The sequence below is a fragment of the Xanthomonas sp. NCPPB 2250 genome, from assembly GCF_056725265.1.
Map to the genome: position 1 here is coordinate 2,202,695 of NZ_CM161520.1, position 20,165 is coordinate 2,222,859.

A 20,165-nucleotide genomic window follows, 5' to 3' on the forward strand; every position below is an offset into this window, starting at 1 on the left:
TTACGAATCCCCAATCCCAACTCCCCAATCCCAGGCGCGCTACTTGCGCGCCTTAACAAACGCCTCCCGAAACCGCAGCATCTCCGCCTCCGTGCCGACGGTGACGCGCACCAGCTTCGGCCAGATCGGCCAGCTGCGGCCGACGATCACGCCTTGCTTGGCCATCGCCGCGGCGAACGCGGCGCCGTCGCGCTTGACGTCGACCATGAAGCAGTTGGCCTGCGACGGCAGGCACTTGTAGCCCTTGCTCTGCAGCCAGGCGATGGTGGCGTCGCGGATGCGCGCGTTCTCGGCGCGGCGCGTCGGCACCAGTTGCAGGTCCTGCAGGCTGGCGATGCCGGCGGCCAGCGCCGGCACCGACACCGGATTCTGGCCGAACGCGGCCAGCTTGGTCTGCAGCCCCGGCGCGGCCACCGCCAGGCCCAGGCGCAGCCCGGCCATGCCGTACAGCTTGGAGAAGGTGCGCAGCACCAGCAGGTCCTGGCGCTGGCCGATCAGGTCGATCACCGACGGCTCGTCGCTGTAGTGCAGGTAGGCCTCGTCGACCAGCAGCACGCTGGAGGCCGGCTTGTTGGCCAGCAGCCATTCGATGTCGGCGCGCTTGGTGATCGAGCCGGTCGGGTTGTTCGGATTGCACAGATAGATCAGGCCGGCATTCGGATCGACGCTGGCCATGGCCTTGACGTCGTGCGCGCCGTCGGCGCGCAGCGGTACCCGCCGCACCGGCGCGCCATGCGCGGCGGCCACATCGGCCACCGCCTCGAAGGTCGGATCGGCCACCACCACGCCGGCGCGCGGCGTGGTGAAGGCGCGCGCGGCCCGCGCCAGCGGCTCGCTGGAGCCCGGATAGACGGCGACGTGGTCGGCGGGCAGGCGCTGCTGGCCGACGAAGGCGGCGATCAGTTCGTCGGACAGCTCGAACAGGTAGCGGCCGCTGCGCGGCAGGATCGCCTGTGCCGCGGCCAGCGCCGCGGGCGAAGGGCCTAGCGGGCATTCGTTGAAGTTCAGGTACACCGTGCCGGTTGCAGGCACTACGCCAGGTGTGGCCGCTGCAGTGTCGGCGGCCTTGCGCCGCGCCGCCTCGGCAACGGGGGCCAAGCCCACGGCGCCGAGCGCCAGACCGGAGGTAGCCAGGGACAGGAAGGAACGGCGCGAGACCGGTAGCGACACGTGGCTCTCCAGAGCGGGTGGGGGAGGTCACGTTAAAGAGGTGTTAATGGTGGGGCAAGGGAGTGAGGGGCCGGGATTCGGGATTTGGGACTTCGGGATGGGCTTGAGGCTGGGATTGGGGATTGGGGATTGGCAAAAGCCGGGTGGTGACGTCGATGGCGCTGTGCGCTCCGTACTCTCACCCCAACCCCTCTCCCGGTGGGAGAGGGGCTTTGGCTGTTCCCTTCTCCCATCGGGAGAAGGTGCCCCGCAGGGGCGGATGAGGGTACGACCGCCAACGACGCGAGAAGTCCGAGCTTGGGCTCTTGCGAATCCCCACTCCCGAATCGCGAATCTCGGCCCTTAAGCGAATCCCCACTCCCAAATCGCCAATCCCAGCCGTCGAGCCACTCCCGACTCCCCAATCCCAGCCTTCAAGCTACTATCGCCCCCCTCTCCGTTACCCCCATTTCCGCTGCGCATGACCGCAACTCCCGATCCCCAGCAGCGTGCCGCCGACCTGCGCCAGCGCATCGACGACGCCAATCACCGCTACTACGTGCTCGACGACAACACGATTCCCGATGCCGAGTACGACGCGCTGATGCGCGAGCTGGAAGCGCTGGAAGCCGCGCACCCGGAACTGGCCAGTGCGGACTCGCCGACGCGCCGGGTCGGTGCGCGGCCGGACGGCGGCTTTCCGGAAGTGCGCCATGCGATCCCGATGCTGTCGCTGGCCAATGCCTTCGAAACACCGGGCGTGGCCGAGGACGCCGACGATCGCACGCGCTTCGCCGAGGTCGCCGATTTCGAGCGCCGCATCGAGCGCGAACTGGACCTGGCCGCGCCGGTGTTCTCGGTCGAGCCGAAGCTGGACGGCCTGGCGATCAGCCTGCGCTACGAGGATGGCGTGTTCGTGCAGGGCGCCACCCGCGGCGACGGCAGCACCGGCGAGGACGTCACTGCCAACCTGCGCCAGGTGCGTTCGGTGCCGCTGAAGCTGCGCGACCTTGGCGCGCCGCCGCCGGCGGTGCTGGAAGTGCGCGGCGAGATCTACATGCCGCGCGCCGCCTTCGCCGCCTGGAACGCGCAGGCGCTGGAGCGCAACGAGAAGCTGCTGGCCAACCCGCGCAATGGCGCCGCCGGCTCGCTGCGCCAGCTCGATCCAGCGGTCACCCGGCGCCGGCCGCTGGCGTTCTTCGCCTACTCGGTGGGTGAGGTGCGCGGCCTGGAACTGCCCGAAACCCACTCGCAGACCCTGCAACTGCTGCGCGACTACGGCTTCCCGGTCGCGCCGGAGGCGGACACCGCCACCGGCTTCGATGGCCTGATCGCCTATTTCCGCCGCATCGGCGCCGCCCGCGATACCTTGCCGTACGACATCGACGGCGTGGTCTACAAGCTCGACGACTACGACCAGCAGCAGGCGATGGGCTTCGTCTCGCGCGCGCCGCGCTGGGCGCTGGCGCACAAGTTCCCGGCGCAGGAACAGTCGACCGTGCTGCGTGCGATCGAGGTGCAGATCGGCCGCACCGGCGCAGTCACCCCGGTGGCGCGGCTGGAGCCGGTGCAGGTCGCTGGCGTCACCGTCACCAACGCGACCTTGCACAACGCCGACCAGATCGCGCGGCTGGACGTGCGCGAGGGCGATACCGTGATCGTGCGCCGCGCCGGCGACGTGATCCCGGAGGTCGTGCGGGTGATCGAGGAACGGCGTCCGCCCGGCACCGTGCCGTGGACGATGCCGGCGGCGTGCCCGGTGTGCGGTTCGGAACTGGTCAAGGAGGAGGACGCGGTGGCCTGGCGCTGCAGCGGCGGCCTGGCCTGCGCCGCGCAGCGCAAGGAAGCCGTGCGTCACTTCGCCTCGCGCCGCGCGCTGGACATCGAAGGCCTGGGCGAGCGCCAGGCCGACGCCTTGGTCGAGTTTGGGTTCGTGCAGTCGCTGGCCGACCTGTACGCGTTGAGCGTGGAGGACCTGGTGCGGATGAAGGCCGCGCTGGACGCGTCCACCGCCGCCGACCTGCTGCAGGCGGTGGAGGACAGCAAGGGCGCGCTGGCGCTGGATGCGGCCGGCCGCGCCGCGTTGGAGGACGAGGCCGCCCAGTGGCGGCGCGCCGACTTCCTGCGCGCGCACCTGGCAGTGGACCTGAGCGGCAAGCTGGCGACCAAGTGGGCCGAGAACCTGGTTGCCGGCATCGACGCCAGTCGCGCCACCACGCTGCCGCGTTTCCTGTTCGCGCTGGGCATTCCGCATCTGGGCGAGACCACAGCCAAGGCGCTGGCCTACTGGCTGGGCTCGCTGGCGTTCGTGCGCAGCACCCCGGCGGTGCTGCTGCAGGCCTTGCCGGACATCGGCGGCGAGGTCGCGCGCTCGATCGCCACGTTCTTCGAGCAACCCGGCAACGCCGCGGTGGTCGATGCGCTGATCGATGCCGGCATCGGCTTCTCCGACGAGGGCAAGCCGCCGGCCGAACTGCGCGAGCGCCTGGATCTGGCGCATCTGCTCGGCACGCTGCCGGTGGACAAGCTCGGCGGCAAGAGTGCGCAGCGCCTGGCCGCCACCTACGGCACCCTGGACGCGCTGCTGCGCGCCAACGAAAGCGGCTGGACCGGGGCGGGCCTGTCCACGGCCGGTGCCGCCAACCTGGCCGCGTATCTGGCCGATCCGGCACAGAAGCAGGCGCTGTTGGACGCCGAGGCGGCGATGCAACGCCTGCTCGATGCCGCGCCGGCGCAGACGCAGCGTCGCGCCGGCCCGCTGGATGGGCAGACCGTGGTGCTGACCGGCACCCTGACCGCGCTGACCCGCGACGAGGCCAAGACGCAACTGGAGGCGCTGGGCGCCAAGGTCGCCGGCAGCGTGTCGAAGAAGACCGCCTTCGTGGTCGCCGGCGAGGCCGCCGGCTCCAAGCTCGACAAGGCGCAGGAGCTGGGCGTGGCGGTGTGGGACGAGGCGCAGTTGCTGGCGTTCCTGCAGTCGCAGGGGCAGGGCGCATGAGTGCGCTCGGCACGAAACAGGACGAGTTGCGCTGGCGCACCGCCGGCGTGGCCGATCAGCCGGCCTTGCTGGGGATGCTGCAGGCGTTCTACGCCGAGGACGGCATCGCTTTCGATGCCGAGCGCGTGGCGCGCGGCCTGCAGGCGCTGCTCACGCAGCCGGCACTGGGCGAGGCGCTGTTGTGGCTGGCGCCGGACGGCGCGGTGGTCGGCTATGCGCTGATCACCGCCTGTTTCAGCGTCGAACTGGGCGGGCGCTATCTGCTGCTCGACGAGTTGTACCTGGGCCCGGCCGCACGCGGCCGCGGCTGGGGTCGGCGCGCGATGGCGCTGGTCGAGGCGCGCGCCCGCGCGCTGGGCGTGGACGTGCTGCGGATGGAGGTCAATCACCACAACGCCGCCGCCAAGCGCCTGTACCTGGGCCTGGGCTATCGCGACGACGCGCGCGACCAACTGAGCCGCCGGCTCGACACGGCGTCCTGATGGATCTGCTGTCAGCCCTGCAGTTGCGCGCCCGGCTCAATGCCGCCATCCGCGGCTTCTTCGCCGCGCGCGGCGTGCTGGAAGTGGAGACGCCGATGCTGTCGGTGGCCGGCAACACCGAGCCGAACATCGACAGCTTCCAGACCCGTTTCAGCGGCCACGTCGACGCTGGTCCGGCGCTGCGCTGGCTGCGCACCTCGTCCGAGTACCCGCTGAAGCGGCTGCTCGCCGCAGGCATCGGCGACTGCTACGAACTGGGGCGGGTATTCCGCAACGGCGAGGCCGGCGGCCGCCACAATCCCGAGTTCACCATGCTCGAGTGGTACCGCGTCGGCTGGGATCACCGGCAGTTGATCGAGGAGACCGTGGAGCTGGTGCGCACCGCGCTGGCCCTGGTCGAACGCAGCGCCACGCTGCAGGTGCTCAGCTATCGCGACCTGTTCCTGCAGGGGCTGGAGTTGGATCCATTCACAGCGCCGTTGGAGGCGCTGCAGCAGCCGCTACGCGATATCCGCATCGATGCCGACGGTCTGGGCCGCGACGACTGGCTGGACCTGCTGATGACCCACTGCCTGCAGCCGGGGTTCCCGGCCGACCGCCTCACCGTGGTCCACGACTGGCCGGCCAGCCAGTGCGCGCTGGCGCGCATTCGCGACGGCGATCCGCCGGTGGCCGAGCGCTTCGAGCTGTACCTGGGCGGCTACGAACTGGCCAATGGCTATCACGAGCTCAACGATGCGGCCGAGCAGCGCCGGCGCTTCCTGCGCGACCATGCGCTGCGCCAGGCGCGCGGCGCAGTGCTGCCGCCGCTGGACGAACACCTGCTGCAGGCACTGCCGGCCTTGCCCGATTGCGCCGGCGTCGCGGTCGGCGTGGACCGGCTGCTGATGGCGATGCGCGGCACTGCGCAGATCGGCGAGGTGCTCGCCTACGATTTCGCGCATGCCTGAACGGGCCGTCACGAATCGCCGCGGCGCGTTGTTGCGTTGTCCACACCGATGATGGTTTGATCGGGCACGGCAAGCGCACGCTGCGCGCCAGCAGGTCTTCGTTGTTCAGGTTCTAGGCATAGGGGCAGAGCCAAGCATGAAGTGGGCGTACGGGCTCGGTGGCTGGTGTTGGCTGGGATTGGCGGCAAGCGCGTGGCCGATGCCATCGCCGGCGCAGATCGCCGACGCGTACGACGCCGCGGTGGTGCGCTGCGAGTCGCGCGACATGACCTGGGTGCACTGCCCGATGCCCACCGACCAGGGGGTGCAACTGGTGCGGCAACTCTCCGACAACGACTGCATTCGCGGCAGCGAGTGGGGCTCCGACGCCACCGGCGTGTGGGTGACCCTGGGCTGCCGCGCCGAGTTCCGTCCGAATCCGGTGGAAGCGCCGCGCAGCGCCATGCGCCGCGTGTTGCGCTGCGAGTCCGACGGACGCCTCGAAAGCTGCCCGGTGATGCTGCGCGGGGCCCCGGTGCGGCTGATGCGGCAGTTGTCGTCGGTGCCGTGCCGCGAGGAGCGCAGCTGGGGCGTGCGCCGCAACGAGATCTGGGTCGCGCGCGGTTGCCGCGGCGAGTTCGAGATCGGCGCCGCCGATGGCTCCGGCTTCCCCGCCGGCACGCGGCCGGTGCTGTGCGAATCCAAGGGCAAGGCGCGGCGCCGCTGCGGCGTCAGCGTGCAGGAGCGTGTCGAACTGCGCCGGCAATTGTCCGGCGCGCCCTGCGTGCAGGACGACAGCTGGGGCTGGGACCGCGACGGCATCTGGGTCGACAAGGGCTGCCGCGCCGAGTTCGGCGTCAACTGAGCACGCCGGCGCGGTGGCGCGCCGTCCTCAATCCGCAATCGCCGGCGTTTACAATGGCGCGATGAACGCCGCCCTCGATATCGATTACGCCCGCTACGACCATATCCGCCCGATCCTGTGGACCGGCGACGCGCTGGAGCTGCTGGACCAGCGCAAGCTGCCGTTCGCGGTCGAACACGTGCGCTGCACCGACAGCGACCAGGTCGCCGCGGCGATCCACGCCCTGGCCGTGCGCGGCGCGCCGGCGATCGGCATCGCTGCCGGCTGGGGCACGGTGCTGGCTGCACGCGAGGTGCAGGCCGAGAACGGCGCCGAGGCGTTGCTGAAGCTGGAGCCGGCCCTGCAGCGGCTCAATGCCGCGCGCCCGACCGCGGTCAACCTGGCCTGGGCGCTGGCGCGCATGCGCGGCGCGCTGGGCGCGGCAGGCAGCGACTGGCCGTCCGTGCTGGAGCGCGAGGCGCAGGCGATCGCCGAAGAGGACCTGGCCGCCAACCGGCACATGGGCGCGCTCGGTGCCGGCCTGATCGTGCCGGGCAGCGGCGTTCTGACCCATTGCAACACCGGCTCGCTGGCCACCGCCGGCTTCGGCACCGCGCTGGGCGTGATCCGCGCCGGCGTCGCCCAGCAGCGCATCGCCAAGGTGTTCGCCGGCGAGACCCGGCCGTGGCTGCAGGGCGCGCGGCTGACCGTGTGGGAACTGCAGCAGGACGGCATCGACGCCACGCTGATCGCCGATTCGGCGGCTTCGCACCTGATGAAGACTGGGGCGGTGCAGTGGGTGATCGTCGGCGCCGACCGCATCTGCGCCAATGGCGACACCGCCAACAAGATCGGCACCTACCAGCTGGCGATCGCCGCGCGCCATCACGGCGTCAAATTCATGGTGGTGGCGCCGTCGTCCACCGTGGACATGGACACCGCCGACGGCGCGCAGATCGAGATCGAGCAACGCGATCCGGGCGAGCTGTTCGGCGTCGGCGGCACGCGCACCGTGGCCGACGGCATCGCCGCCTGGAACCCGGTGTTCGACGTGACCCCGGCGGCGCTGATCGATGCCATCGTCACCGAGCGCGGGGTCATCGAGCAGCCGGACCCGGCACGCATGCGCGCCGCCTTCGGCGGCTGAGTTCCAGGGAGTGCCTCCGCGCCCGGCGGAGGCTGCCGATGGCGCGCAAGTGCTTGTTCGCGCCGGCAAAAACCGGGCAATCGGGCGCCCGTCATGCTAGAATCCGGCGGTTCGATCGACCGCCGTGCGCCCTAGGCGTGCGGCCGCGGCGGACCCGCCTGTCGCGGGCCCGTGGTGGTCGATCCGCCACCAGACTTACGGAACCCGAATGGCAGAATCCGCCAAGGAAATCATCCAGGTCAACCTGGAAGACGAGATGCGCAAGAGCTACCTCGATTACGCCATGAGCGTGATCGTGGGGCGTGCCCTCCCGGATGCGCGCGACGGCCTCAAGCCGGTGCATCGCCGCGTGTTGTTCGCGATGAACGAGTTGGGCGCGCACAGCAACAAGCCCTACTACAAGTCGGCGCGTATCGTCGGCGACGTCATCGGTAAGTACCACCCGCACGGCGACCAGTCGGTGTACGACACGCTGGTGCGCATGGCGCAGCCGTTCTCGCTGCGCTACCTGATGGTGGACGGGCAGGGCAACTTCGGTTCGGTCGACGGCGATTCCGCGGCGGCGATGCGTTACACCGAGGCGCGCATGTCGCGGCTCGCGCACGAGATGATGGCCGACATCGACAAGGAAACCGTCGATTTCCAGCCCAACTACGACGAGAAGGAACAGGAACCGTCGGTGATGCCGACGCGCTTCCCGAGCCTGCTGGTCAACGGCTCGGCCGGTATCGCGGTGGGCATGGCCACCAACATCCCGCCGCACAACCTGATCGAGTCGATCAACGCCTGCCTGGCGCTGATCGACAACCCGCAGATCGACGTCGACGGGTTGATGGAGCACATCCCCGGCCCGGATTTCCCGACCGCCGGCATCATCAACGGCACCACCGGCATCGTCGCCGGCTACCGCACCGGCCGTGGCCGCGTGCGCATGCGTGCCAAGGCCGAGATCGAGATCCAGGACAACGGCCGCGAAGCGATCGTGGTCACCGAGATCCCGTACCAGGTCAACAAGGCGCGGCTGATCGAGAAGATCGCCGAGCTGGTCAAGGAAAAGAAGCTCGAAGGCATCAGCGAGCTGCGCGACGAGTCCGACAAGGACGGCATGCGCATCTACATCGAGGTCAAGCGCGGCGAAGCCGCCGACGTGGTGCTGAACAACCTGTACCAGCAGACCCAGATGGAGTCGGTGTTCGGCATCAACATGGTGGCGCTGGTCGATGGCCGCCCGCAGTTGATGAACCTCAAGCAGATGCTGGAGGCGTTCGTCCGCCACCGCCGCGAAGTGGTCACCCGCCGCACCATCTTCGAACTGCGCAAGGCGCGCGCCCGCGCGCACATCCTGGAAGGTCTGACCGTCGCGCTCGCCAACATCGACGAGATGATCGAGCTGATCAAGACCTCGGCGAACCCGAACGAAGCGCGCGAGCGCATGCTGGCCAAGACCTGGCAGCCGGGCCTGGTCGGCGCGCTGCTCAACGCGGCCGGCGCCGAGGCCTCGCGCCCGGAAGACCTGCCCAGCGGCGTCGGCCTGGTCGGCGGCGGCTACCAGCTGACCGAAGTGCAGGCCACGCAGATCCTGGAAATGCGCCTGCACCGCCTCACCGGCCTGGAGCAGGAGCGCCTGACCGAGGAATACAAGCAGCTGCTGGACGCCATCGCCGGGCTGATCCGCATCCTGGAAAACCCGGACGTGCTGCTGCAGGTGATCCGCGAGGAACTGGTCAACATCCGCGAGGAGTACGGCGACGCACGCCGTACCGAGATCCGCCACAGCGAAGAGGATCTGGACATCCTCGACCTGATCGCGCCGGAAGACGTGGTGGTGACCCTGTCGCATGCCGGCTACGCCAAGCGCCAGCCGGTCAGCGCCTATCGCGCGCAACGCCGCGGCGGTCGTGGCCGCAGCGCGGCGGCGACCAAGGAAGAGGATTTCATCGACCAGCTGTGGCTGGTCAACACCCACGACACGCTGCTGACCTTCACCAGCAGCGGCAAGGTGTTCTGGCTGCCCGTGCACCAGTTGCCCGAGGCCGGGCCGAACGCGCGCGGCCGCCCGATCGTCAACTGGATTCCGCTGGAGAACGGCGAGCGCGTGCAGGCGGTGCTGCCGGTGCGCGAGTACGCCGAGGGCCGCTACGTGTTTTTCGCCACCCGCAACGGCATGGTCAAGAAGACCCCGCTGAGCGAGTTCGCGTTCCAGCGCAAGATCGGCAAGATCGCGATCAATCTGGACGAGGGCGATGCGCTGGTCGGCGTGGCGCTCACTGATGGCGAGCGCGACGTGCTGCTGTTCGCCTCCAACGGCAAGACCGTGCGCTTCTCCGAACGGCCCAAGGACGACGAGGCCGATGATGCGGTCGTCGACGAGGCCGGTGCCGACGACGGCGCCGTGGCCGACGACGAGGCCGCGGGCGAGGAGGGCGACGACGCCCGTGGCGCGCGTCGCAAGAGCCGCGGCGGTGTCAAGCCGACCGGGCGCAGCAGCCGCGGCGTGCGCGGCATCCGCCTGGCCAAGAGCGAGTACGTGGTGAGCCTGATCGTGGCCGAGCCGGCCGTGGGCCAGGACGAGGACGCCGAGGATGTCGACGCCGCGGCGGACACCGAGGTCGATGCCGAGGCGCGCAACGGCGACGAGGCCGATGCCTACATCCTCACCGCGACCGAGAACGGCTACGGCAAGCGCACCCCGCTGGGCGAGTATCCGCGCAAGGGCCGCGGCACCCAGGGCGTGATCGGCATCCAGACCAGCGAGCGCAACGGCAAGCTGGTCGGTGCGGTGCTGCTGAGCACCCGCGACGAAGTGCTGCTGATCTCCGACGGCGGCACCCTGGTGCGGACCCGCGCCTCGGAAATCTCCCGCGTCGGCCGCAACACCCAGGGCGTGACCCTGATCCGCCTGTCCAAGGGCGAGAAGCTGCAGGCGGTCGAACGCCTGGATGGCTCGCTGGTCGAGGAGGACGTGCTGCCTGGCGAGGACGGCGTCGCCGAAGGCGCTGGCGAGGTGGCACCACCACAGGAGTGATCCGCTCCTGAGCGAACGACGACGCCGGCCTTGTGCCGGCGTCGTCGTTTTAGGGATGGCCACCGCGACGATGCGGATGATCTGCTGCGAGCGTAGGCACGCGGCGTCAAGGCAGCCATTTGTACGATCGCTGCGCCGCACCGACTGCACATGCCGTCGGGTCGTCGTCGCTCTCGACGACACAGGCCGCGTGATGCCCAGGTCGATGCTGGATCACGGGGACGGCAAGGTTGCGTGTCAGCGTGTGTCAGCAGGAAACGCGCGGCATTCACCGGCCGCTTGGGATAAGGATGCGCGGCGCGCGTGCGCCGCTGCCACGGCGGATGTTCCGCGTGGCCGTGTCCTGCAAGGAGTGGCAATGAACGAATTCGAACGAACGCAGCGTCGCGGCGGCTGGCCGCTGCGCCTGCTCGGCGGCGCCTGCGTGCTGATCGGCATGGTGCTGGCGATCGGTGGCGCCTGGCTGCTGGCGATAGGCGGCTCCTGGTACTACCTGGTCGCCGGCCTCGGCCTGACGATCTCCGGCGTGCAACTGTGGCGCGCGCGGCGCAATGGTGCGCTGTGGTTTGCGGCGACCTTCCTGCTCTCGCTGCTGTGGGCGGCATGGGAGTCGGGCGCCGACTACTGGCGCTGGGTGCCGCGCATGGGCCTGATGGTGTTCCTGGCGCTGCTGCTGGCGCTACTCCTGCCGCGGCTGGACCGGCCGTTCTCGCGCAGGTTGTCGCGCACGCTCGCTACGGTGCTGGCGCTGGTGTTCGTCGGCGCGTTCGCGCTGGCGTTCCTACCCTATGGCGTCACCGAGGCCGACGGTACGCTGGCGCATGCGGCCGGCATGGCCGCGGCGCTGGCGACCCCGCGCACCGGCGCGCAGCCGGCCGACGCGCCCGCCGATGCCGACTGGGCCGCCTACGGTCGCGACAATGCAGGCAGCCGCTACACGCCGCTGCGGCAGATCGCTCCGGACAACGTGGCGCAGCTGCGTACCGCCTGGACCTTTCGCACCGGCGACCTGCCGGACAAGCGCTGGGGTGCGGAAACCACGCCGCTGAAGATCGGCGACAGCCTGTACCTGTGCAGTGCACGCAACCAGCTGATCGCGCTGGATGCGCGCAGCGGCCGCGAGCGCTGGCGCTACGATCCCAAGGTGGCCGACAAGGCGATCCCGTACACCGCCGCCTGCCGCGGCGTCAGCTACTACGCGGTGCCCGAGGCCGAGGCGACGGCGTCGGCCGCGTGCCGCCATCGCATCATAGAAGGCACGCTGGACGGGCGCCTGATCGCGGTCGATGCGGCTGACGGCAAGCCCTGCGAGGACTTCGGCCAGCATGGCCAGGTCGACATCACCGTCGGCATGGGTTCCACGCCGCCCGGCTATGTGTCGATCAATTCGCCGCCGACCATCGTGCGCGGCGTGGTCGTCACCGGCCACCAGGTGCTGGATGGACAGATGCGCTACGAACCGTCCGGCGTGATCCAGGGCTTCGACGCGGTCACCGGCGCGCTGCGCTGGGCCTGGGACATGACCCATCCGGACTGGACCGGCGCGCCGCCGCCGGGGCAGACCTGGACCCGCGGCACGCCGAACATGTGGACCAGCGCCGCCGGCGATGAACAGCTCGGCTACGTGTACCTGCCGATGGGCAATTCCTCGGCCGATTACTGGAGCAGTTCGCGCACCCCGCAGGAGGATCGCTACGCGACCTCGCTGGTCGCGCTGGACGTCGCCACCGGCAAGCCGGTGTGGAACTTCCAGACCACCCACATCGACGTGTGGGACTACGACCTGGGTTCGCAGCCGACGTTGCTGGATTTCCCGCACGACGGCACGACCGTGCCGGCGGTGCTGCTGCCGAGCAAGCAGGGCGAGCTGTACGTGCTCGACCGGCGCACCGGCAAGCCGCTGGTCGGGGTCGAGGAACGTGCGGTGCCCGGCGGCGGCGTGGAACCGCAGCGCCGCGCCAGGACCCAGCCGTTCTCGCTGTATCACTCGCTGCGCAAGCGCGACCTGACCGAGCGCGACATGTGGGGCATGACCCCGATCGATCAGCTGGTGTGCCGCATCCAGTTCCGCAGCGCCAGCTACAAGGGCATCTACACGCCGCCCGAGGCCAATCGCCATTCGATCGAGTATCCCGGCTACAACGGCGGCTCGGACTGGGGCAGCGTGGCGGTGGACCCACAGCGCGGGGTGATCGTCGCCAACTACAACGACATGCCCAACTACAACCGGCTGGTGCCGCGGGCCAAGGCCGACAAGCTGGGCTGGGCGCCGCGCGACCAGGTGCGCGGCGACAGCGGCGGTGCCGAGGGCGCGGGCGATCCGCAGGCGGGCACGCCGTACGCGATCAACGTCAACGCCGGCTGGCGCCTGCCGTTCACCGGGCTGCTGTGCAAGCAGCCGCCCTACGGCGGCATCCGAGCGATCGACCTGGCCAGCGGCAAGACCCTGTGGGACCGTCCGTTCGGCAGCGCGCGCGGCAATGGCCCGTTCGGCATCCACTCCGGATTGCCGATCGAGATCGGCACGCCCAACAACGGCGGCGCGGTGGTCAGCGCCAGCGGCCTGATCTTTATCGCCGCGGCCACCGACGACATGATCCGTGCGATCGATCTGGCCAGCGGCAAGACCCTGTGGCAGGCCAAGCTGCCGGCCGGTGGCCAGGCCACGCCGATGGTGTATGCGGTCGACGGACGCGAGTATCTGGTCATCGTCGCCGCTGGCCATCACTTCATGGAGACCAAGCGCGGCGATTACGTGATCGCCTACGCGCTGCCGCCGGCAGGGTGATGCTCGCCGTCGCTGCGAGGTCGCGGTGCGGCTTCGCGGCGGCGGGGCGTGGCGGAGGCGGGAAGGGTGTGATTGGCCTCCTGCCGCCGATCACGCCGGTCGCCTCGCGGTGTGTTCAATGGCGGTTGTGCGATGCGTCGTAGGAGCGGCTTCAGCCGCGACAGGCCTTCACCGGAAAGCCTGTCGTGGCTGAAGCCGCTCCTACGAAAGGGATCGCGATACGCTCAGCTTACGCCGACGTCTACTCCAACTGGTCGCGCGCAAACCCCGCGTCCAGCGCTTCCATCGCATCGCGCGGCTTGAGCTTGGCGGCCTTCTCGAACGCCGCGGCGGCGTCCTCTTCGCGCTTGTCGCCGTACAGCAACAGCAGCACGTTGGCGTGTTCGATGTGGGCGATCGGCGCGTCCGGCGCCAGCTTCAGCGCCTGCTGGATGTGCTGTTCGGCGGTGGCGGCCTTGGCGCCGTAGGTCAGGCCGCCGATCATCGCGCCGACCTTGCCGATGATCTCGGCGTGGTACAGGGCCAGTGCCATGTGCGCCTCGGCATGCTTGGGCTCCAGTTCCAGCGCCGCTTCCAGCGAGGCGCGCACCTTGCTGGCGATGCCCTGCTTGAGCGCCTTGACGATGCTCAGGCCCTGACTGTAGCGACCCAGCGCGAAGGCGTGGCGGTAGTGGCTGTTGGCCTCGTCCGGCAGCGCGGCGATCGCCGCCTCGGCCAGCGTCGCGGCCTGCTGCAGCCGCTGCAACTGCTCTTTTTCGTCGTCGACCAGATAGCCGGCGTGGATGCCGATCGCCTTGACCGCGACCGAGGCGCCGAACACGCCCAGCGCCTTGCCGGCCTCGTAGGCCTGCTGGAACTGTCCGTGGTGGAACGCCCGCCAGGCTTCGATCAGCGCGGCCGACAGGGTCTGTGCGTCGTGGCCCTTGCCGGCCTTGCCGGCGGCATCCAGCAGCGCCTGAGCGCGCGCCGGGTCCGGATAGGGTTCGCGGTCGCCGGCGTGCAGCTTGGGCCAGGCTTTCTTCAGCGCATCGCCGGCGTAGGCGTAGGCCTTGGCGTCGTACGGAAACGGCGCCCACGCGCCCGATTTTGCTGCCATGCGGATCTCCCTGTGCGGCGCCGGGCCACGGCGTCCGCGCCGAGCATGGCGCCGCTGCCGGCGCGTGGCAAGGGTGGGGCGCCGATAGTGTGTTTGCTCAAGCCGCCGGCGCCAGCATGGTGCGCATCGGGGCCACTGCCGGCCCCCTCTGGAGATCCTGCGATGGCGACCAAGAAGCGTTCCACCTCCGCGCTGCGGCCGGACCGGCTGAACCCGCGGCACCTGTGGCTGGCCGGGCTGGGCGTGGTCGCGCTGACCCGCAAGCGCGCGCTGGCCGCCGCCGCCGATGCTGCGCAGGGCGCTGCAACGCTCAAGGCGCTGGCCACGCAACTGGCCGACGAGGCCGAAAGCAGCGTGCGCGAGGGCGCCGCGGCGCTGCGCGACCAGGTGCAGCCGCTGAGCGCCGAGGTCGAGGCGCGCCTGCAGCCGGTGCTGGTGAAGCTGGGGTTGCAGGCGCGTCCGCAGTCGCGCAAGCGCGCCGCGACGGGCAAGCGCGGCGCTAAGCCGGCGGCGGCCAAGCGCAGCCCGGCCAAGCGCGGGACTGGCCGTCGTCGCGCTGGCGCCTGATCCGGCACCTCCGCACGCATGGCGGCCGGCCGCGCTCGGGCATACTTGCCGGCCACGACCTGACGAGAGACGGCGCCATGCAGATCCGGCCCGCCACGCTTGACGATGCCGAGGCGATGGTCGCGGTGCAGACTGCGATCTTCGCCGCCGGCCTGCGCAAGGCGCCGACCGATCTGGCGACGGTGCGCGCGACCTATCTGCAACATCCCGATCGTCTCCAGTGCGTGCTGGCCGAGGACGCCGACGGGCGTGTCCTCGGCTTCCAGTCGCTGCGCATCGCGCGTCCCGGCAATGCCTACGACGTGGCCGAGGGCTGGGGCATCATCGGCACCCACGTCGATCCGCGCGCGGCGCGCCGTGGGGTCGGCAGCGCGCTGTTCCGGGCCACCTGTGCGGCCGCGCGAAGCGCCGGGCTGACGCAGATCGACGCCAGCATCGCCGCCGACAATGCGCTCGGGCAAGCGTACTACGAGGCCATCGGCTTTCGCACCTACCGCACCCCGCCGGGCCTGGTCTGCAAGGTCTATCGGCTCGACGGGCCAGCCGCGCAGGCTGCCGCCGACTGAGCGGGCCCGCCCCGCCTGTGCTTGCGCGCAGGGCAGGGCGCGTCAATCCAGATAGGCGTCCATCAACGCGGCCAGGTGCGCGCGTTCGGCGTCGCGCAGGAACGGCGCGATCAGTTGCATCACCTGCACGATGCCGTGGCGGATCGCCACTTGCTCGTCCTTTTCGCCGCGCGCGGCCGCGTAGTTGAGCCAGAACGTGGCCACCACCAGCACGTTGGTGGCCACGCCACCGCGTTCCTGGGCGCTGGCGCGCATCGCGCCGGTCTGCGCCAGTCCCTCGAACACCGCCTGCACGCTGGCGTCGGCACGGCGCAGGATGCGCGCGAAGCGCAGGCGCAGGCGCCGGCTGCGGCTGAGGATCTCGACCAGGTCGCGGTACAGGAAGCGGTAGTCCCAGATGCACTCGAACACCAGGTGCAACTGCAGCCAGATATCCTCCAGCCCCGGCAGGCGCGCGCTCGGCAACGCCAGCGCCGTGTCCATGCGCTCCTCGTAGCGCGCGAACAGGTGCTCGATGATGTCGTCCTTGTTGCGGAAGTGGTAGTACAGGTTGCCCGGGCTGATCTCCAGCTCGTCGGCGATGTGGTTGGTGGTGACGTGCGGCTCGCCCTGCGCGTTGAACATCGCCAGGGCGGTCTCGAGGATGCGCCGCCGGGTGTCGCGGGCCATCAGGCCAGCAGCTTCTTCACCAGGTCCACGTATTTCTTCTGCGCGTCCGCCTGCGGCATGCCCTTGAGCTTGGCCCAGGCCTCGTACTTGGCGGTGCCGACGAAGTCGAAGAAGCCCGGCTTGGCGCCGCTGACGTCGCCCTCGGAGCCTTGCTTGTACAGCGCGTACAGCCGCAACAGGGTGTCGTTGTCGGGACGCTCGGCCCGCTGCTTGATGTCCTGGACCGCTTTCTCGAAGGCCGCCTTGCTGTCTGCCATGATCCCGCTCCGCCCTGACCGGCAGGCATCACAGCACGGGCGGGAGGCCGGGTCAACGCGGGCCGCGGCCGGTGGCCGGCTCGGATGCCGCGGTCACAGCATCGACAGTGCGTCGGCCTGGCGGCTGTCGGCGACGCGTTCGTGCGCATGCGCGGCCTCTTCGTGGGCGGCCTGCGCCTGCCGCGCCAGCGAGGCCTTGGCGGCGATGGAACGGATCGCATCGGTGACTTCGGCCAGCGGCACCTGCGTGCTGAGCCGCTGGAAGGTGTCGCGGCTGTTGTAGCCGGAACCGTCGCGCAGGTACTGCTCGTACATGGTCAGCAGTTCGGTGCAGGCGGCGGTGAGGGTTTCCATGTTGTTGCGCGCCAGCGCATGGCCGACCTGGTCCAGGTTGTGCAGGCAGTCGGATAGCCAGTGCAGGTCGTAGCGCGCGCTGGCCGGCTCCGGGCCGTTGTGGCCGCGGCTGTAGGCGCTGTAGCGGCGAATGCTGCGCGCCACGCGGGCGACGTGGGCCAGCAGGGTGCCGACTTCGTCGGCGATGTCGATCTGCGCCAGGGCGATGGTCGATGGCGGGGCGGCCGGGGGTGCCGCCGGTGTCGGCACCGGCTTCGGGGGGGCGGACGAAGGCGCCGCGGCCGGTGCGGCAGTGGCGGCCGCCGCCGCCGCGGGCGCCGCCTCGTACTCGTAGGTCGCGCGCAGGCGCTCGTGGTCCTGGCGCAGCGTTTCCAGTTCCTGCGCGCTGGCGGCGGCCTGCGCCTTCAGCTGGCTCAGCGCCGCCTGATACCGCGCGATCGTCTCCTTCGCAGTCGCGTCGCGCCGATAGGCATGCCCCAGACGCTGGAACAAGCCATGCGCGAACGCTGTGGCAACGGCAGCCCACAGCGCCACGGCAGGAGTGAGGTAGATCAGGATGCCCATGCAGGCTCCTTGAAACGATGCATCCCTTGTCGGCGCATCTCGGCCGAACTTGAGGCTGCATCGTGCGAGCGGTGACGCAGTTCCGCTTTGCCGCGTCGTGCGCCCGCCCGCCGCGCGCAGGCGGCGGGCGGGCGCCGGCCTCAGCGCAGGATGCCGGGCAGGTCCAGGTGCTTGTCGCGGGCGCAGTCGAGGGCGATTGCATACCCCGCATCGGCATGACGCATGACGCCGGTGGCGGGGTCGTTCCACAGCACGCGGGCGATGCGCTTGGCCGCCGCCTCGGTGCCGTCGCAGACGATGACCATGCCGGCGTGTTGCGAGAAGCCCATGCCGACACCGCCGCCGTGATGCAGCGAGACCCAGGTGGCGCCGCTGGCGGTGTTGAGCAGGGCGTTGAGCAGCGGCCAGTCGGAGACCGCGTCGGAGCCGTCGGCCATGGCCTCGGTCTCGCGGTTCGGCGAGGCGACGCTGCCGCTGTCCAGGTGGTCGCGGCCGATCACCACCGGCGCCTTCAGTTCGCCGTTGGCGACCATCTCGTTGAACGCCAGCCCCAGGCGGTCGCGGTCGCCCAGGCCGACCCAGCAGATGCGCGCGGGCAGGCCCTGGAACTGGATCTTCTCGGCGGCCATGTCCAGCCAGCGATGCAGGTGCGCATCGTCCGGGATCAGTTCCTTGACCTTGGCATCGGTCCTGGCGATGTCCTCCGGGTCGCCGCTCAGCGCGGCCCAGCGGAACGGGCCGACGCCGCGGCAGAACAGCGGACGGATGTAGGCGGGGACGAAGCCCGGGAAGTCGAAGGCATTGGCCACGCCTTCCTCCAGCGCCATCTGCCGCAGGTTGTTGCCGTAGTCCACGGTCGGCACGCCCAGGGCGTGGAAGCCGAGCATGGCGCGGATGTGGTTGGCCATCGAGGCGCGCGCGGCCTGTTCCACCTCCTTCGGTGCGGAGACGCGCCTGGCGTCCCACTGCTCGACCGTCCAGCCCTGCGGCAGGTAGCCGTTGACCGGGTCGTGCGCGGAGGTCTGGTCGGTCAGCAGGTCCGGCTTGACCCCGCGCGCCAGCAGCTCGGCCAGCACGTCGGCGACGTTGCCGAGCAGTCCGACCGAGCGCGGCGTCTTCGCCGCGCAGGCCTCGGCGATCAGGCGCAGCGCCTCGTCCAGCGAGTCGGTCCAGGTATCCAGGTAGCCGGTGCGCAGGCGCATGTCGATGCTGCTCTTGCGGCACTCCACCGCCAGGCACGAGGCGCCGGCCATCACCGCGGCCAGCGGCTGCGCGCCGCCCATGCCGCCGAGGCCGCCGGTGAACAGCCACTTGCCGGACAGGTCGCCGCCGTAGTGCTGCCGGCCCATTTCCACGAAGGTCTCGTAGGTGCCCTGGACGATGCCTTGCGCGCCGATGTAGATCCAGCTGCCGGCGGTCATCTGGCCGTACATGGCCAGGCCTTTCTTATCGAGTTCGTTGAAGTGGTCCCAGTTGGCCCAGCGCGGCACCAGGTTGGAATTGGCGATCAGCACCCGCGGCGCGTCGGCATGGGTGCGGAACACGCCGACCGGCTTGCCCGACTGCACCAGCAGGGTCTGGTCGTCGTCCAGCCGCTTGAGCGTCTCGACGATGGCGTCGAAGCTCTCCCAGTCGCGCGCGGCGCGGCCGATGCCGCCGTACACCACCAGTTCCTGCGGGCGCTCGGCCACGTCCGGGTGCAGGTTGTTCATCAGCATGCGCAGCGGCGCTTCGGTCAGCCAGCTCTTGGCGGTGAGGGCGCTGCTGGTGGGCGCTTGGATGGTGCGGGTGACGTCGAGGCGGGTCATGCGGGAATCCTCAGGTGGATGCGCGGAAGGCGGAACGCGGTGCGCGCGCGTCAGGCGGTGGCGCGGGCGGATGCGGCGGGGCTGCGGACGAAGTCGAGGCAGGACTGCAGCACCTGCTGCAGCACCGCGCGCAACGGCGCGGCGTATTCGGGTTGCCACGGCGAGGGCCAGTTGCTGGGGTCGACCGTGTCCGGCTCGTGCATGTAGCCGCGGCAGGCCAGTTCCATCTGGATCGCGTGCACGCCGTCGGCCGGCGCGCCGTGGTGGCGGGTGCTCCAGCCGCCCTTGAAGCGGCCGTTGCGCACGTGGCTGAAGCCGCTGCCGGCGCAGACGCGCTCCACCGCATCGGTCAGCGCTGCCGCGCAACTGCTGTCCACCGCGCCGGAGACGCCGGCGCTGCCAATGTTGAACTGCGGCAACTCGCCGTCGAACAGGTGCGGAATGCGCGAGCGGATCGAATGCGCGTCGTACACCACGATCGCCGGGTGCAGGGCGCGCAGGCGCGCGATTTCCGCATCCAGCGCGGCGTGGTAGGGCGCGAACCACTGCGCGCGGCGCGCGTCGATCTCGGCCGCATCCGGCTCGGCCCCGGGCCGGTACAGCGGCTGCGCGTCGAAGGTGGTCAGCGGGCACAGCCCGGTGGTGTTCTGCCCGGGATACAGCGACACCCCGGCCGGGTCGCGGTTGACGTCGATCACCGAGCGCGAGATCGCGGTGCGCACGGTGGTCGCGCCGAGCGTTGTGGCGAAGTCGTACAGCAGGTGCACCCACCAGTCGGCATCGCGCTGCGCCAGCCATGGCGAGACGAAGCGGTCGGACAGCGCCTCCGGCAGTTCGGTGCCGGTGTGCGGGAAGCTGAGGATCAGCGGCGCATCGCCGCGATGCACACTGAGCCAGTCGGGCAGGGATGTCATACGGCCTC

General features: G+C 70.3%; 16 protein-coding genes. 9 read left to right on the plus strand and 7 right to left on the minus strand.

Going from position 1 to position 20,165, the window contains the following annotated elements; translation table 11 throughout:
- Positions 1-39 precede the first annotated feature (39 nt).
- Positions 40-1,170, minus strand: a complete 1,131-nt coding sequence (locus tag AC1PMG_RS09215; protein WP_481111383.1) for a pyridoxal phosphate-dependent aminotransferase — start codon at positions 1,168-1,170, stop codon at positions 40-42.
- Between the two features lie 460 nt (positions 1,171-1,630).
- Here AC1PMG_RS09215 and ligA point away from each other — a divergent pair, with 460 nt between their 5' ends.
- The 7 genes from ligA to AC1PMG_RS09250 all read left to right on the plus strand — a co-directional run bounded on the left by ligA (position 1,631) and on the right by AC1PMG_RS09250 (position 13,362).
- Complete coding sequence (ligA, locus tag AC1PMG_RS09220) at positions 1,631-4,147, plus strand: NAD-dependent DNA ligase LigA (RefSeq protein ID WP_481111384.1); 2,517 nt, start codon at positions 1,631-1,633, stop codon at positions 4,145-4,147.
- Entirely contained in the window at positions 4,144-4,629 is a 486-nt protein-coding gene (locus AC1PMG_RS09225) for an N-acetyltransferase family protein (protein ID WP_481111385.1), read from the plus strand. Before ligA ends, AC1PMG_RS09225 begins: the two co-directional genes overlap by 4 nt.
- Positions 4,629-5,579, plus strand: a complete 951-nt coding sequence (gene epmA, locus AC1PMG_RS09230) for an EF-P lysine aminoacylase EpmA (RefSeq protein WP_481111386.1) — start codon at positions 4,629-4,631, stop codon at positions 5,577-5,579. Before AC1PMG_RS09225 ends, epmA begins: the two co-directional genes overlap by 1 nt.
- Before the next feature lie 136 nt (positions 5,580-5,715).
- The gene (locus AC1PMG_RS09235) at positions 5,716-6,423 is read left to right on the plus strand and encodes a DUF3011 domain-containing protein (RefSeq protein WP_481111387.1); all 708 of its coding nucleotides are present in this window, start codon (positions 5,716-5,718) and stop codon (positions 6,421-6,423) included.
- 61 nt (positions 6,424-6,484) lie between these two features.
- The gene (gene mtnA, locus AC1PMG_RS09240; protein WP_481111388.1) at positions 6,485-7,549 is read left to right on the plus strand and encodes an S-methyl-5-thioribose-1-phosphate isomerase; all 1,065 of its coding nucleotides are present in this window, start codon (positions 6,485-6,487) and stop codon (positions 7,547-7,549) included.
- 208 nt (positions 7,550-7,757) lie between these two features.
- Complete coding sequence (gyrA, locus tag AC1PMG_RS09245) at positions 7,758-10,574, plus strand: DNA gyrase subunit A (protein ID WP_481111389.1); 2,817 nt, start codon at positions 7,758-7,760, stop codon at positions 10,572-10,574.
- Between the two features lie 358 nt (positions 10,575-10,932).
- Complete coding sequence (locus AC1PMG_RS09250; RefSeq protein WP_481111390.1) at positions 10,933-13,362, plus strand: membrane-bound PQQ-dependent dehydrogenase, glucose/quinate/shikimate family; 2,430 nt, start codon at positions 10,933-10,935, stop codon at positions 13,360-13,362.
- A 241-nt stretch (positions 13,363-13,603) separates the two neighbouring features.
- Here the strand turns inward: AC1PMG_RS09250 and AC1PMG_RS09255 are convergent, their stop codons facing one another.
- Positions 13,604-14,458, minus strand: a complete 855-nt coding sequence (locus AC1PMG_RS09255; protein WP_481111391.1) for a hypothetical protein — start codon at positions 14,456-14,458, stop codon at positions 13,604-13,606.
- Between the two features lie 162 nt (positions 14,459-14,620).
- Between AC1PMG_RS09255 and AC1PMG_RS09260 the strand changes: the two genes are divergently transcribed.
- Together AC1PMG_RS09260 and AC1PMG_RS09265 are read left to right on the plus strand one after the other, a co-directional pair.
- Positions 14,621-15,025, plus strand: a complete 405-nt coding sequence (locus AC1PMG_RS09260; protein WP_481111392.1) for a hypothetical protein — start codon at positions 14,621-14,623, stop codon at positions 15,023-15,025.
- A gap of 77 nt (positions 15,026-15,102) precedes the next feature.
- Positions 15,103-15,591, plus strand: a complete 489-nt coding sequence (locus AC1PMG_RS09265) for an N-acetyltransferase family protein (RefSeq protein WP_481111393.1) — start codon at positions 15,103-15,105, stop codon at positions 15,589-15,591.
- 42 nt (positions 15,592-15,633) lie between these two features.
- Here AC1PMG_RS09265 and AC1PMG_RS09270 read toward each other — a convergent pair whose 3' ends face one another.
- The 5 genes from AC1PMG_RS09270 to hutG form a co-directional block, all read right to left on the minus strand.
- Positions 15,634-16,260: a TetR/AcrR family transcriptional regulator gene (locus AC1PMG_RS09270; RefSeq protein ID WP_017909406.1), complete on the minus strand. Its 627-nt coding sequence runs from the start codon at positions 16,258-16,260 to the stop codon at positions 15,634-15,636.
- Entirely contained in the window at positions 16,260-16,517 is a 258-nt protein-coding gene (locus AC1PMG_RS09275; protein ID WP_010342548.1) for an acyl-CoA-binding protein, read from the minus strand. Before AC1PMG_RS09275 ends, AC1PMG_RS09270 begins: the two co-directional genes overlap by 1 nt.
- Before the next feature lie 93 nt (positions 16,518-16,610).
- Positions 16,611-17,435 (minus strand): hypothetical protein, encoded by an 825-nt coding sequence (locus tag AC1PMG_RS09280; protein WP_481111394.1) that lies wholly within the window; start codon positions 17,433-17,435, stop codon positions 16,611-16,613.
- Positions 17,436-17,575: 140 nt separating this feature from the next.
- A complete protein-coding gene (hutU, locus tag AC1PMG_RS09285; RefSeq protein ID WP_481111395.1) occupies positions 17,576-19,243 on the minus strand; it encodes a urocanate hydratase in 1,668 nt (555 codons plus the stop codon).
- 50 nt (positions 19,244-19,293) lie between these two features.
- On the minus strand, positions 19,294-20,157 hold the full coding sequence (hutG, locus tag AC1PMG_RS09290; protein WP_481111396.1) for an N-formylglutamate deformylase: 864 nt from the start codon (positions 20,155-20,157) through the stop codon (positions 19,294-19,296).
- Between the last annotated feature and the right edge of the window lie 8 nt (positions 20,158-20,165).